We start from the raw sequence: 12,906 nt of genomic DNA, 5'->3' as shown, positions 1-12,906 counted from the left end.
CCCATGCCTGACAAAAAAGACAAGCACAAACGCTTGCGCCCTCACGTACCTGCTTCGACCCACCGCGCCGCCTGGTGTTGGCTCATCATGCTGCCTGGGTGGCTGCTGCCACTGGATAGCGCGCTGGCAGCAATCCCTGCCGAATGGAAAAACACGGCCTACGCTTATGAAGCCCAGCACAAACCAGTGCGCGAAGTGCTGGAAGATTTTGCCCAGACATTTGGTACTCAGCTCCAGGTCGAGGGGCTGCTCGAAGGTAACGTCAACGGCAAGATACGCGCTAATACGCCACAGTCATTGCTCGACCGGCTGGGGGTTGAGCACCGCTTCCAATGGTACATGTACAACAACACCCTTTATATCAGCACCCTGGACCAGCAAGAATCCGCACGCCTGGAAGTCTCTTCCGAGACCATCGCGGACCTCAAGCAAGCGCTGACCGATATAGGCTTGCTCGACAGTCGTTTCGGCTGGGGCGAGTTGCCGGAAGACGGTGTTGTGCTGGTCTCCGGCCCGAAAGTTTACATCGAACAGATCAAGCGTTTCAGCAGCCAGCGCCGTTCCGCGGATGAAAAACAGAGCGTGTTGAGCTACCCACTGAAGTTCGCCAGCGCGGCGGACCGCCAAATGGAATACCGCAACGAAAAAATCACCATCCCCGGTGTAGCCACCATGCTACGAGGGCTTCTGGAACCGCGCTCAACCTCGACGTCTTCGGCACAGGCTCAACGCTCCATCACCCAACCCGCGTTCATTACGCCCGTGGTTCCACGCTTGAGCAACCCGTTGCTGGGGCAAATGCTCGGCTCCACCGCGACAACCGGGCTGAACGGCTCGACCGATACGGGCATGTCAATCACACCGCGGGCCCCGGTCAGCCCAGCCCGTATCCGCGTCGAAGCCGACTTGCGCAATAACGCCATCCTGATTTATGACGTGCCGGAACGGCAGGCCATGTATCGCGAACTGATCACTCAACTCGACGTGGCACGCAAACTGGTGGAAATCGATGCAATCATCCTCGACATCGAGCGCACGCAACTGCGTGAGTTCGGGGTGAGATGGGGCTTTCAGAACAGTCGCTTCAGTGGCGCAGCCAACATGATTTCCGGCAACGCTCAACTGACCATTGAAAACCGCGGTCGTTTCGACGCGGAGATACGCGCGCTGGAAGCCAAGGGCCTGGCAACCATGGTGTCCAATCCATCAGTCCTGACCCTGGAAAACCAGCCTGCGGTAATTGATTTCAACCGGACCCAATACCTGACTCGCGGTCGGCAGAACGCTACGATTTTACCGATCACCGTGGGTACCAGCTTCCAGGTCGTGCCCCGCGTCATCACGAGCCGTGGTGGCCATCAGATTCAGCTGTTGGTAGATATCGAGGACGGTAACTTCGAAGAGGCCAACCCTACTCCCGGCAGCTTCGATGTACGCCGAGGCAAAGTCAGCACTCAAGCCATCATGGCCGAAAAACGCTCGCTCGTGGTCGGTGGTTTCCACGTCACCGAAAGCACCGACAAGCACAGCAAGGTACCCCTGCTGGGTGATATTCCTCTATTGGGCAAGGCGTTGTTTTCCTCGACTGAACGACAGAACAATCGGCGCGAACGTCTATTTATCCTCACACCACGCGTTATCGGCGACCAGGCCGACCCGTCACGCTACCTGCCCCAGGCAGACCAGGTCGAATTGCAAGCCGCTCTTACCCCCCTGGCCAGGCGCTCCGACCCTCACCAGCCAGTGATCAAGCGCAGCGACATTATCAGTACCCTGGCGCACCTGGTCACCGGGCAAGTGCCCAAAGCCTTCAAGGTAGCGCCGATGCCCCTGGGGTTGAACACCTTGTGCAGCACCCGCAGCCTGCTGGCGCTGAACACCGAGCGCAGCCAATGGTACGCCGGCCCGCAGTACAACGTAGCCGTGGTGGTGCTGCGCAATCAGTTCAACCGCAATGTGCGTATCGACGAAAAGGAATGCAGTACGTCGCAAACCCTGGCCGTGAGTGTCTGGCCGCGCGCCTGGCTCAAGCCGGGCGAGGAAGCAGAAGTGTTTATCGCCATGCGACCGGTGGTCAAGGATGAACACATCAGCGTGCCTCGTCCCTCCCTGATCACTCCAACCCAAAAGGCCAAGCCATGAAACATCGCTTGCTGTACGTCACCCTGATCGGCGCGGCGCTGCTTGTCGCCGGCTGCACGCCCACCTGCAAGGGCGACTCCTGCTCACGTCCGCAATCGACCAAGGACAAGCTGGTGATCTGGTGGCCGCCACAAATGCGCGTCGAACCCGGCCCAGCCGGAGAACGTCCGGACTATCAGACAGTGTCGCTGGAACGATGAGCGCCCACGGAACCCCGGCCGATGAACGCCAGGTCTTCCTCGACAGCCTGGTGGGCGGCTCTGCCGCTCACCTGAAACTTGGCCCGGGGGTAACGGCCAGCAGCCTGCAAGCCGGAACCCGTCAGGGTCTGGCCCTGCACGTGGCTCGCGAGGCACTGCAAGCTTCACAATTGCAGAACGTGCTGGAGCGGCGTTTCGAGCAAGCCGTGGCATTCGATGGCTGCTTTATCTACATTGACGCACAGGACGCCCTGGTGATCTGGCATGCACTGCCTCCACAGCGCAACCTGCTCAACAGCCTCCTCAGCCGAATGTTGTCGTTGGCCAACCTTGAAACCCTGGATGCGCGTACCCGGGGCTGATCAACGCAGATCAAGCTCCGGCAATTCCAGGGTTTCACGCTTGGCCTCATCATCAAGCTCGCGCAGGGTGCGGTAGATCAATGCCACGGCCTGCAGAGTTTCACGAGGAATGGTCGCCCCCAGCTTGTTCGTATACAGCGTACGGGCCAACCACACGCACTGGATCACCGGTACATCGGCCGCTTTGGCGCGAGCAATCAACGCACGGGCGTCGTCATCAGTCCCTTTGCTCACCAGCAGGGGCAGCGGCGTTTCACCGGGGCGGTAATACAAGGCCACGGCAAAGTGCGTCGGGTTGACCACCAGCATATCGGACTCCTCCAGCTTGGGCAGCTTGACCTTCGGCTCCTCCTGGGCCAACTGCTGCGCCAGGGCGCGGCGCTGCCCCTTCACGTGGGGATCGCCCTCCATGTCTTTGTACTCTTTCACGACCTCGACCTGGGTCATGCGCATGCGCTTGGCAAAGAAGTACTTCTGCATCGCCAGGTCGATAAGCGCCAGCACCAGCAATAACCCAAGACAGGCATGCAGCAGATAGCGGAACAGGGCGATCAACCCCAGGATGTAGCTTTGCAGATCGCTGCTGGCCATATTGATCAACACCCCCAGGGAAGGCCAGATCACCACGTACAGGATCAGGCCCAGCAGTGTTGCCTTGACGATGCTCATCAACAGGTTCATTACCGACTGGACAGAGAACATTTGCTTGAGTTGGCTGAGCGGGTTCAGACGATTGAAGTCGAGCTTCAAGGAGTCCGGTGCGAACAGAATCCCGAACTGCATCCAGCTGCTGACCAGCTTCGTGATAATCGCCACCGCGGCCATCAGCAGGGCGAAGGAGAAAAACAACATCAAGCCTTCGACCATCACTTCTTCCAGCGCCTGCGGGAAAGGCAAGGACAGGCGCGAGATCGGCAGCAGCATCAACTGCTGGAAACGTTGCAAGCTGCTTTCGGCGGTGAACAAGGCGATTTCGCTGATGGCTGTCAGCACCAGCAGCTTACCCACATCCTGGCTTTGGGCGACTTGGCCTTTCTTACGCTGATCGCGCAGCTTCTTGGCTGACGCGGGGTGCTTCTTTTCCCCCGAATCACTCATGACAGCGAGACCTCGAAAAACACGCCCAGGGAGTGCTTGAGGTCTTTAAGCAAGCCCATGCGTCCGACGATCAGGTCCTGCAGCAACGCAAAATACAACAACAGCACTCCGATACCCGCCAGGCTCTTGAGGGGCGGCGCCAGCGTACTCACTTGCAATTGCTGACTGTAGACCCCCAGCAGGGCAACGCCGAACTCCAGCAACAGCAGCACTGCAATAAAGGGAGCGGCGTAGAGCATCATGTGCATGAAGGTATCGCCCAGCAGGCCGACAAATACATCGAAGCCATCGGCAGCGGGCAGTGGGAACCACACCGTCGGTGGCCAGAGCAGATAGCTGTCCCAGATCACCTGCGTCAACGCCCCAAGGCCCATGCTGGCCATCAGCAAAAAAATCGCCAATTGCTTGAACAAGTGCCCGGCTGGCGTAGCGTCTGGACCAAGCGAGGGGTTGAGCTGACCACCGGCCAAAGCGCCCCGCTGGTTGTCCAGCAACGCCCCAACCGACTCGAACAGCCAGAACGGCATGGACAGCAACACGCCCAGCAATAATCCCAGGGCCAACTCTTTGAAGACCAGCCCACCGAGCATCAGCGCCGAGTATTCCTGGCCCGCCAGCATGACGTGAATGGCAGGTGCAGGCAGCAGTGCCATGACCATCACAATGCTGTGCCGCAGCATGCCGCGTATATGTTGAAAACAGAATGCCGCCACGAGGAAGGCACAGGGGTAGATACGCGCCATGGCGACCAGCAGGCTGGGCAAATACTCAAGATATAGCAGCACAGGCAAGACCTCAGTGCAGGGCCGAGCGACCGATCATGTCAAAGGTCACGTTCATCAATTGGATCAACTCCACACCGATCCAGCGGCCGGTCATGATCAGGGTGATCCCCACTGCCACCAGCTTGATACCAAAGGGTAACGTCTGGTCCTGCACCTGCATCAGCGCCTGCACCAGGGAGGTCATGACCCCCACCACCACCGCCACAATCAGCGGCGGCGCCGTCAGCATCACTACCAGCAACATGCCCTGCTTGAATAATACGATGGGTTCCATAGGCCACTCAGAGATAGGAAAGGAACAGGCTGTCGAGCAACCGCGACCACCCGGAGACCATCACGAACAAGAGCAATTTGAGCGGCAGGGAAATGGTCATGGGCGAGACCATTTGCATCCCCAGCGCCAACAAGAGATTGGAGACAATCAGGTCAATCACGATGAAAGGGATATAGATCAGGAAGCCGATTTCGAACCCCGCCTGCAACTGTGACAGCACAAAGGCCGGCGCCAGCAGGATCAGGTCCTCACGTTGAACCTCCTGCGCCATCTGTGCCGGCCACATGCGCATGGCATTTTCCAACAGGTGGGTAAGGATATCCGGTTTGATCGCCTCCATTCCCGTCTGCTGAAGTGCGCCCACGCTGGTCAGGTCCAGGGGCGACACCTTGACGATCTCGGCCATCTCATAGCCTACAGGCGCCATGATGAACAGGGTGGCCGCCAGGGCAATACCATTGATGGCCATGCCCGGAGGCACCTGCTGCACACCGATGGCATTGCGGGTGATCATCAGCACAATCACGATCTTCAGGAACGCCGTGCAGACGACCAACAGCATGGGCATCAACGACAATGCCCCCAGAAATATTGCCAGGACGACCGGATCTATTCCCTGGAAACTACTCATCGAGAAAAGATCACGCGAGTCATCTGCAGCCCCAGCCGCCCGTCCACTTCAACCAACTGGCCCTGGCCGAGGGGGCGGTCGCCGTAGTAGAGCCCCGCAGTGCCAGGGGCGTAGCCTGCGACCCCCAGCACCGCGCCAGGCGCAAGGTTGCGCAATTCGCCGAGGGTCAGGTTCAGCGTACCGCACCGCACATTGAGCGCCATGCTCAGCTCGTCGAAGGGTTCATGCCCGAACACATCCATCACCGCTGTTTCATCCTCATGCCCTGAGTAAGGCTGTGTTGCAAAATCCTCGTCCACAAACATATCCTCGATAGAAGTAAGGGTAAGACGCGTCGGCCCGGATCCAGCGTCGATCCAGCCCACCAGACGCTGTTTGCCAACCTGCACGTGGCCGGTTCCCGACGCACTGAAAAAGGCTCGTTCAAGCACCAGCACGTCACCGACACGCAAGCTGCGCAGCTGGTGCATGGACAACCGCAGGCGCCCGAGCGTTACGTCCACCGCCAGCTGAAACTGCGCCGGCATTGGCTCAGCCTTGAGCCGCCACGGCCCCGCCTTGCATAGCGCCAGAAAGCTCTCGACAGACAGCCACAGATAGCCCGTGACGCGAGAGGCGCCGAGCGTCACGCAGAGTCGACAACCAAAGTTCAAGGGGCGGGTGCCGGGCAGCAAACGCAGGTAACCAAACAGCGCTTGCACGTGAGGGCTCAGATGATGCTGAAACAACTCCCAGAACCAGGCGTCGGGATCGTTGCCGGCTTGTGCGAACGTCACCGGGCATTCGCCCATCAAGCTCAACTGCGGTCCTGGCTCACTGAAGGCCAATACTCCACAGGCGGTTTCGAAGCAGAGCGGCTGTATACCCACCGGAGCAGTACCAGGCTCCATTCTCAACTCGCCTCTCGACCCGGCGACCTCGAACGGCATACACAACCCTTGCCCCAACCGCTGCCGGGCAACCGCAATATCGGCTTTGAATGTGGGAAATATCAGAGGTGGCAGCATCATGCCTGCGCCGATTTTGCCAGATACACATTGACGGGCTGGCGCAGGCTCGCCGCCAGCCGTTGCTCACATTGTTGGCGTACGCCACTGAGCCAGCGCGCCGTGTTGTCTTGCTCCGCGTCCAGCTCGACATTCCAGCTCCCCTGCTCCCGGCGGACACTGGCGTTGATCCGTCCCAGGCGGCCCAGGTGAAAAACCGCCATCATCGGCCATTGCGAACCGACGAGCATTCGCGGCGCCAACTGCTCGGTCAACGCCTCGATCATGGCGACATCGCCCGAGGCTTTGATTGCGTTCAGAGACGTTCCATATCCCCCGCCGTCCTGGCCCCCATCGTTAAACAACCGGGCGAACAATCGTCCTTGCTCCCAAGGCACGAGGGCGCCGAATTCAGGCGCACGGTCATCGCGAGACTCACGCGGACGCGGACGTTCAGGCGGACTAACTGAAACCTGTTTCATATCGGCTCCTGCGTCAGTAACTTAGATAGCTCTTGGATTTTTTCCACCTGGCGCAAGCACAAGGTGACGTGTTTCTGCGCGTGGCCGACCTGTGCAGCCTGCTCGTGCTGCTGCTCTTTGAGTTGCAACAACTGGCCTTCTTCACGCCGGGTACCCGCCGATAATTGCCGCTCCTTGGCATTCCAGTTTTTCAGCGCCTTGAACGTCACTACCTGCCCCTGGTGCAAACTCAACAGCTCGGCGCATTGCCGGGCCTCTTCCAGGCGGGTTTGCTCGAGGACTTCTTGCGCCTCCCGGATATGCTCGACCAGCGCTTGCTGCGCCCGTTTTGCCTCACGCAGCGCACGCTCGGCGCGGTCAGCACGGTGTCGGCGCAAACGTCGCAGGGTGTCGATTTCACCCGGTAACACTTCAGAATGGGACATGGGCGGTCAACTCAGCCAATTGATCCATGGTGGCGGCAAGCGGCGAAGGTTCGCGCAAGTCCTGGCGTAGAAAGCCATCCACCGCCTGCCGACTGTCAACTGCCAGGTCGGTGAGCGCATCGTTGCCGGGCTGATATTCCCCTAGCTTGAGCATCAGCTCGATCTGCTGGTAAGCCGACAGCAAGCGTCGTAACGCCGTACCGGCACGGATATGCACGGGCTCGGCGACATTGCTCAGAATCCGCGAAAGGCTGGCCAGTACATCGACCGCCGGGTAGTGGCCGCGCTCGGCCAGCTTGCGCGACAGGACGATATGCCCGTCGAGCAGAGAGCGCACCTCATCCGCCACCGGATCGTTCATGGAGTCCTGTTCGATCAGCACTGTATAGATGGCCGTGATCACGCCTTCACGGGTCAAGCCGGCACGCTCCACCAAGCGTGGCAGCAAACTGTAGACCGACGGCGGCAGACCACCGCGCCCCAAGGGTTCACCGGCAGCCAGGCCGATTTCACGCTGGGCCCTGGCAAAACGCGTCAGAGAGTCGATCAGCAACAGCACCCGCTGGCCCTTACGCCGGAAACCTTCGGCCAGCGCGGTTGCCGTGAACGCGGCACGCGCGCGCTCCATGCTTGAGCGGTCGGAGGTTGCGCACACCAACACGGCCTTGGCACGCAACTGCTCGTCCAGTTCGTGATCAAGAAACTCGCGCAACTCCCGGCCCCGCTCCCCGATGAGACCGAATACGATCACATCGCACTCCACGTTACGGGCGATCTCGGCCAACAAGGTGGTCTTGCCACAACCGGCACCGGCAAACAGCCCCACACGCTGGCCTTCCCCTAGGGTCATCAGACCATCAATCGAGCGCACACCCGTAGCGAGTGCACGGTTGATCCGCGGCCGTTCGGTAGGAAGAGGCGCCTCGCATAACACGGTGGTCGCCCCAGGTGTGTCCGCTTCCACGAACGCGCCCACACCATCGCCCGCAATCGGGCGACCAAAACCATCCAGCACCTGTCCCAACAGCTCATCACCGACCCGAACCTGATGCGGAACCCCCAACCGCGCAACGCTGGCCCCTACACGCACGCCTTCCAGATTGCCCAGGGCACTGAGCACCGCATCGCGCTGATCGAACCCGATGATCTCGGCGAGCATGTAGTCGCCTGGTGTTTTTTCCACTTGGCATAGGTCGCCGATACGGGCCTGCGGCAATCGGCATTGCAGCAGCATGCCGTTCACGCGCTGAATACGACCGCGCATTGTCACCGGTGCGAAACTGCTCAACGCCTGTGACTGGTTCAGTTGCCAGGCCTCCAGACGCTCCTGCAGCGACCCCTTCACCAGCCCACCTCATAACGTTGCTCGCCGTCGAAAACCACTTTGCTGTTATCGATCAAAACCAGGCGCAGACCATCTACTTCATCACCCACGAATAAGCGGGTTCCTTCTTCAAGCACCACGTGGCCATTCGGACCGCCCACTATCTGCAAGATCTTGAACGGTAACCTGGCATCGCGTACCCGTACGCGACTGATCACCGGCACCACAGTGTCGAATTGCTCGGCAAAACGGTCGAGCATGCGCGCAATCAGTTCCACTTCATCTTGGGAAACAACACCATTGAGGGCAATCTGACCATTGACGATCTGCAAGCTGACACGCTGGAGCAATTCGCGCTCGTTGAGCATCCTCACGAGTTGCTGGCGCACCTCAGCGGGTGAGTCCAACCCAGGTTTCTGAATGACCGCCGGCATCAGCGATGCCTGGGCCTCGCGCTCACCGCTGAAGATAATGCCGACCGCAGCGATGATCACGGCGCATAGCAGCACCAGGCTGACCAAGCGTTTTTGCTGCAACGCGGAAATGGAAGACAGCGTCAGCGGCAATGGCGCCTGGGGCAAGGGCTCCGTTGCCGGCTGAGGCGGTTTGAGCACTGATGCCTGGCGCCAAGGATGATCGGCAGGGCTGACACACAAGCTGACGGAGCCAATCACAAACGGCGTGTTGAGTGCCAGATCGCCGATCTGCGCCAACATTTGCCCATCGCTGTTTTTCAGCAGCCCCGCTTCAGCCTGCACCGACCATCGCCCTTCGAGCAATAACAGGCGTGCGTGGTGCTCGGCGACACCAGGGTCATCCAGCAAGAGGTCGGCGCCCGCGTTGGCGCCAAGGCTCCATTGCTCACCAAACAGAGGCAGCGCGGCCCCTTGATGCGAACCATCCAACACTCGGAGTTCGAACATCAGTACGCCCCCCCGTACTCTGCAAGTAGCGATGTGTTCATGCCAATGTCCCGTACATCAACTCATCCTGGCCAAGGTCAAAACGCCCCAGCACCTTGACCTTGGAATTGCTCCCCAGCTCGGCGAAAGACAACACCGGTACATGGTTGAATTCCTCAAGCAACAAGGTTCGCAAGGGGCTGCGCAAATCCTGCGCCACCAACAACACGCTTTTTATTTTTGCGCGTGCACTGAAGGCCTGGTTGAGCAGGTTGATCAGCGCAGCGCTATTGTCGTTGTCGAGTGCAAAGAACACCCCGGTCTGGGTCTGGCGCAGTGCCTCGCGCAAAACACTTTCGGTCTGCGGTGACAACAGCCAGGCATGCAGCCCATCGGCCTCGCTGTACTGATGGTAGATCTGCGACTTGAGGGCAATGCGCGCATAGTCCGCCAGTGCTTCGGGCTCACGTTCGTGCTGGCCGTATTCGATCAGCGATTCGACAATCAACCTCACGGCGCGCAGCGGAACCCCTTCGCTGGCCAGACGTTGCAGTACCGCCGAAAAGCGCGAGATCGGCATGATGCGCTGCAGTTCCTGCACCAGTTCGGGTTGATTGTTCTCCAGCCAACTGAGGATCGCCTTGCTCTCCTGAATCCCCAGGAACTGCGGCCCGCTGAGCATCATCGCCGTCTTCATGCGCTCGACGATCAGGCTCGTCGCATTGAAGCGCTCCAACTGCGTGTCATTGAGCAGTGGGTCGTCAGGTGGCAGCCAGAGCCAATCCTGTTCGTTACGCTCGGCCAATCCCGGTATGCCATGCTCAGGCTCAACCGTCAGGGCACTGCGCTCTACGGCAACGCGCTGGACCACAGACGCCTTGACCATTGGCACTTCATGGACGCAGAAGCGCATTTCATCATCGGCCAGCGAGTCATCGATCTCGACCTCAAACGGCGGCAATGTCAGGCCGATATTGGCAACCAGGGAATTTCGAACCTGGCGGATGCCGTGAATAAGATCGGTCACCTCAGGCGTGCCGCGCAGGGCCGAGGGAAACTGCAACAGATAAGGCCGGGACGGATCAAACCCGCGCAGGTCCTCTTTGCCATTTTCTTCAGGCCGCATGGCTTCGACGGCTTCGGCTTCTGGCTGCGCTTCACGTCGGCGCCGCCGGTCGAGGTAATAACCCAAGGCGCCGGTCATCATCGCTAGCAGGATAAACACCAGCGTCGGCATGCCAGGCACGATCGCAAATACCAGCATGGCCACCGAGGCGATCATCCAGCTCTTGGGCTCACTGGTCATCTGGCGTGCGATCTCGGCGCCCATGTTCGTGACGCCCTTGCGCCCTTCCGGTGCCACGCGGGTAATGATCATACCGGCGGTCAGGGAGATCAGCAGCGCGGGAATCTGCGCAATCAGGCCATCACCGATGGTCAGCACAGAATACAGCGCCATCGAATCGCCAGCGCTCAAACCGTGCTGGAACATCCCCGTGGAAAATCCCCCCAGCAGGTTGACCACCACAATGATCAAGCCAGCGATGGCATCGCCTTTGACGAACTTCATCGCGCCATCCATGGCGCCGAACAGCTGGCTCTCGCGAGACAACTGTTCACGCTTGTCGCGCGCTTGCCCACCGTCGATCAAGCCGGCACGCAAGTCACTGTCGATGGACATCTGCTTGCCCGGCATTGCGTCCAGGCTGAAGCGCGCCGCCACTTCGGCAACCCGCTCAGAGCCCTTGGTGATCACCAGAAAGTTGACCAGGGTGAGGATCAGGAAGATCACCATCCCAACAGCCAGGTTGCCGCCCACTACGAAGTTGCCGAAGGCCTCAACGATATCGCCAGCGTCCTGTTCGAGCAGAATCAAGCGCGTCGTAGCGATCGACAATGCCAGCCGAAACATGGTGGTCAGCAACAAAATAGACGGGAAGGAAGAGAACGCCAAAGGCCCGGGCAAGTACAGCGCCAGCATGATCAACAGGCAGGAAATACAGATATTCAGCGCAATCAGAATGTCCACCAGCCAGGTAGGCAGCGGCACGATGAAGATGAACACAATGGCCATGATCACCACGGCGCCCAAGACCTCGGCGCGCTGCGCTACCTTGAGCAGTATGCCGTTGACGGTGGACAGCACGTTCACGCCAGGATACTCGAATTAGGAAAGCCAGGGCTTATGCCTTCGAGGCGGGCAAGCTCGTCCATCACCAGTAGAAAGTTGTGCAGCGCCTCTTGGCGTGACTGGCTATCCGGCCACAAAGCCAGGGGCAATTTCAGAAACAGTGGATAAAGCGCATTGAGCGCCACGAGTGTTGTCGTGCCGGCCCCCATATCTTCGGCCAGGCGCATGACTTCATTTGTCACGATGCCGGTACTTGTATAACCCAGCAGGCGTTGCAGCAGGCTTACCGCATGCAGTTCGGTTGCAAGGTTCTGGACCAGCTCACGACAGCTGCACAACACCCCGCTCAATGCACTGCAGCTGCGCAGCCCTACCAGCAAGGTGCGCAACATTGCCGTAGGCACTGAGGACACATGGGCGGCGATGTCGGCCGTCAGGGCGCTGGACATCACATTCAAGCCATGTGCAAAACGGTCGTCACCGTAGACGCCCAGCAGCGCCTGCATCATGGTGGCCAGGGATTGCCGTGTCACCACACTGGCGTAGTACAGCGCGCGCAGCGCCTGGCGCTCTTGTGGATCACCACCCGCCGTCTGCAAGGCCATGGCGATATTCAGGCCCGCCTGGATCTGCCCTTTGAAACGGACCTCCAGCTTGGCAATAGCATCCCGCGCCAGGTCGGCTTCGGAGCTGCGCACGTCGGCCTCGGCCTGCTCCCACACCGCCTTGAGTACCACGAAGGTGCGCGCCGGATCACCGCCAGTGGCCTCCAGCAACTTATCGATGCTGGGTTGCATCAGCAATTGCAGCCTGATTCGACGCGCTACCGCGGCAAAGCTTTCCTGGGCCGGATGCCCCAACTGCTCATAGAGCTGCGCGAGCGCCTGGACAGGAGGCACACGTACGCCAATTTTGCGTTTGTCCAACGTACGGCTGCTGGATTCAACCTCCTGACTGAAGTGCAGGAAAAGATCATCGATACCTTGGCCCGGCTCAGGCTTGGCGGCCGGGCTAACGGTGGGGAGTTCCACACGCGGGGTCATTGGCACATCGGGGGTAGATTCGACTTTCATGGGCAGGCCAGTACAGGAAGAGAGTGCCAATGTGTGGTTAGGCCCGTCCAGATGGTTCCATCGAAACTCGCTCTTCCAACAAGGTGAAAAA

The 12,906-nt window shown here is 59.7% G+C and carries 14 protein-coding genes; 3 read left to right on the top strand and 11 right to left on the bottom strand.

Features of this window, described 5'->3' with window-relative positions:
* Nucleotides 1-3 precede the first annotated feature (3 nt).
* The 3 genes from sctC to TX24_RS16835 are packed head-to-tail and all read left to right on the top strand — an operon-like array spanning nucleotide 4 to nucleotide 2,704.
* Nucleotides 4-2,142 (top strand): type III secretion system outer membrane ring subunit SctC, encoded by a 2,139-nt coding sequence (sctC, locus tag TX24_RS16845; RefSeq protein ID WP_057710685.1) that lies wholly within the window; start codon nucleotides 4-6, stop codon nucleotides 2,140-2,142.
* Nucleotides 2,139-2,342 (top strand): HrpT family type III secretion system protein, encoded by a 204-nt coding sequence (gene hrpT, locus TX24_RS16840; protein WP_003188336.1) that lies wholly within the window; start codon nucleotides 2,139-2,141, stop codon nucleotides 2,340-2,342. The genes sctC and hrpT overlap by 4 nt, the downstream gene beginning before the upstream one ends.
* Entirely contained in the window at nucleotides 2,339-2,704 is a 366-nt protein-coding gene (locus tag TX24_RS16835; RefSeq protein ID WP_003188334.1) for a hypothetical protein, read from the top strand. The genes hrpT and TX24_RS16835 overlap by 4 nt, the downstream gene beginning before the upstream one ends.
* On the opposite strand, the gene sctU is transcribed toward TX24_RS16835, so the two are convergent.
* From sctU to TX24_RS16780, 11 genes are read right to left on the bottom strand one after another with little or no spacing between them, the layout of a single operon-like run.
* Nucleotides 2,705-3,802, bottom strand: a complete 1,098-nt coding sequence (gene sctU / locus TX24_RS16830) for a type III secretion system export apparatus subunit SctU (protein WP_003188332.1) — start codon at nucleotides 3,800-3,802, stop codon at nucleotides 2,705-2,707.
* On the bottom strand, nucleotides 3,799-4,587 hold the full coding sequence (sctT, locus tag TX24_RS16825) for a type III secretion system export apparatus subunit SctT (protein WP_003188330.1): 789 nt from the start codon (nucleotides 4,585-4,587) through the stop codon (nucleotides 3,799-3,801). Before sctT ends, sctU begins: the two co-directional genes overlap by 4 nt.
* A 10-nt stretch (nucleotides 4,588-4,597) precedes the next feature.
* The gene (gene sctS / locus TX24_RS16820) at nucleotides 4,598-4,861 is read right to left on the bottom strand and encodes a type III secretion system export apparatus subunit SctS (protein ID WP_003188329.1); all 264 of its coding nucleotides are present in this window, start codon (nucleotides 4,859-4,861) and stop codon (nucleotides 4,598-4,600) included.
* A 7-nt stretch (nucleotides 4,862-4,868) separates the two neighbouring features.
* On the bottom strand, nucleotides 4,869-5,492 hold the full coding sequence (gene sctR, locus TX24_RS16815; protein ID WP_057710684.1) for a type III secretion system export apparatus subunit SctR: 624 nt from the start codon (nucleotides 5,490-5,492) through the stop codon (nucleotides 4,869-4,871).
* Nucleotides 5,489-6,502, bottom strand: a complete 1,014-nt coding sequence (locus TX24_RS16810) for a FliM/FliN family flagellar motor switch protein (RefSeq protein WP_057710683.1) — start codon at nucleotides 6,500-6,502, stop codon at nucleotides 5,489-5,491. Before TX24_RS16810 ends, sctR begins: the two co-directional genes overlap by 4 nt.
* On the bottom strand, nucleotides 6,499-6,960 hold the full coding sequence (locus tag TX24_RS16805; RefSeq protein ID WP_003188326.1) for a type III secretion system HrpP C-terminal domain-containing protein: 462 nt from the start codon (nucleotides 6,958-6,960) through the stop codon (nucleotides 6,499-6,501). The genes TX24_RS16810 and TX24_RS16805 overlap by 4 nt, the downstream gene beginning before the upstream one ends.
* A complete protein-coding gene (gene sctO, locus TX24_RS16800; protein WP_003188325.1) occupies nucleotides 6,957-7,385 on the bottom strand; it encodes a type III secretion system stalk subunit SctO in 429 nt (142 codons plus the stop codon). Before sctO ends, TX24_RS16805 begins: the two co-directional genes overlap by 4 nt.
* The gene (locus tag TX24_RS16795; protein WP_003188324.1) at nucleotides 7,372-8,730 is read right to left on the bottom strand and encodes a FliI/YscN family ATPase; all 1,359 of its coding nucleotides are present in this window, start codon (nucleotides 8,728-8,730) and stop codon (nucleotides 7,372-7,374) included. The genes sctO and TX24_RS16795 overlap by 14 nt, the downstream gene beginning before the upstream one ends.
* Complete coding sequence (locus TX24_RS16790; protein ID WP_003188323.1) at nucleotides 8,727-9,632, bottom strand: FHA domain-containing protein; 906 nt, start codon at nucleotides 9,630-9,632, stop codon at nucleotides 8,727-8,729. Before TX24_RS16790 ends, TX24_RS16795 begins: the two co-directional genes overlap by 4 nt.
* A gap of 37 nt (nucleotides 9,633-9,669) precedes the next feature.
* Entirely contained in the window at nucleotides 9,670-11,763 is a 2,094-nt protein-coding gene (sctV, locus tag TX24_RS16785; RefSeq protein ID WP_003188321.1) for a type III secretion system export apparatus subunit SctV, read from the bottom strand.
* The gene (locus tag TX24_RS16780) at nucleotides 11,760-12,815 is read right to left on the bottom strand and encodes a TyeA family type III secretion system gatekeeper subunit (protein WP_003188320.1); all 1,056 of its coding nucleotides are present in this window, start codon (nucleotides 12,813-12,815) and stop codon (nucleotides 11,760-11,762) included. The genes sctV and TX24_RS16780 overlap by 4 nt, the downstream gene beginning before the upstream one ends.
* Between the last annotated feature and the right edge of the window lie 91 nt (nucleotides 12,816-12,906).

This window comes from Pseudomonas lactis, assembly GCF_001439845.1.
GTDB classification, from domain to species: Bacteria; Pseudomonadota; Gammaproteobacteria; order Pseudomonadales; family Pseudomonadaceae; genus Aquipseudomonas; species Aquipseudomonas lactis.
This window is presented reverse-complemented; position numbering and strand designations above follow the sequence as displayed.

Bases quoted from the DNA above. Each gene is read 5' to 3' on its own strand.
- TX24_RS16780 (WP_003188320.1), bottom strand. From the start codon at position 12,815: ATGAAAGTCGAATCTACCCCCGATGTGCCAATGACCCCGCGTGTGGAA.
- sctO (WP_003188325.1), bottom strand. From the start codon at position 7,385: ATGTCCCATTCTGAAGTGTTACCGGGTGAAATCGACACCCTGCGACGT.
- TX24_RS16805 (WP_003188326.1), bottom strand. From the start codon at position 6,960: ATGAAACAGGTTTCAGTTAGTCCGCCTGAACGTCCGCGTCCGCGTGAG.
- TX24_RS16810 (WP_057710683.1), bottom strand. From the start codon at position 6,502: ATGATGCTGCCACCTCTGATATTTCCCACATTCAAAGCCGATATTGCG.
- TX24_RS16790 (WP_003188323.1), bottom strand. From the start codon at position 9,632: ATGTTCGAACTCCGAGTGTTGGATGGTTCGCATCAAGGGGCCGCGCTG.
- sctU (WP_003188332.1), bottom strand. From the start codon at position 3,802: ATGAGTGATTCGGGGGAAAAGAAGCACCCCGCGTCAGCCAAGAAGCTG.
- sctS (WP_003188329.1), bottom strand. From the start codon at position 4,861: ATGGAACCCATCGTATTATTCAAGCAGGGCATGTTGCTGGTAGTGATG.
- TX24_RS16835 (WP_003188334.1), top strand. From the start codon at position 2,339: ATGAGCGCCCACGGAACCCCGGCCGATGAACGCCAGGTCTTCCTCGAC.
- sctC (WP_057710685.1), top strand. From the start codon at position 4: ATGCCTGACAAAAAAGACAAGCACAAACGCTTGCGCCCTCACGTACCT.
- sctR (WP_057710684.1), bottom strand. From the start codon at position 5,492: ATGAGTAGTTTCCAGGGAATAGATCCGGTCGTCCTGGCAATATTTCTG.
- hrpT (WP_003188336.1), top strand. From the start codon at position 2,139: ATGAAACATCGCTTGCTGTACGTCACCCTGATCGGCGCGGCGCTGCTT.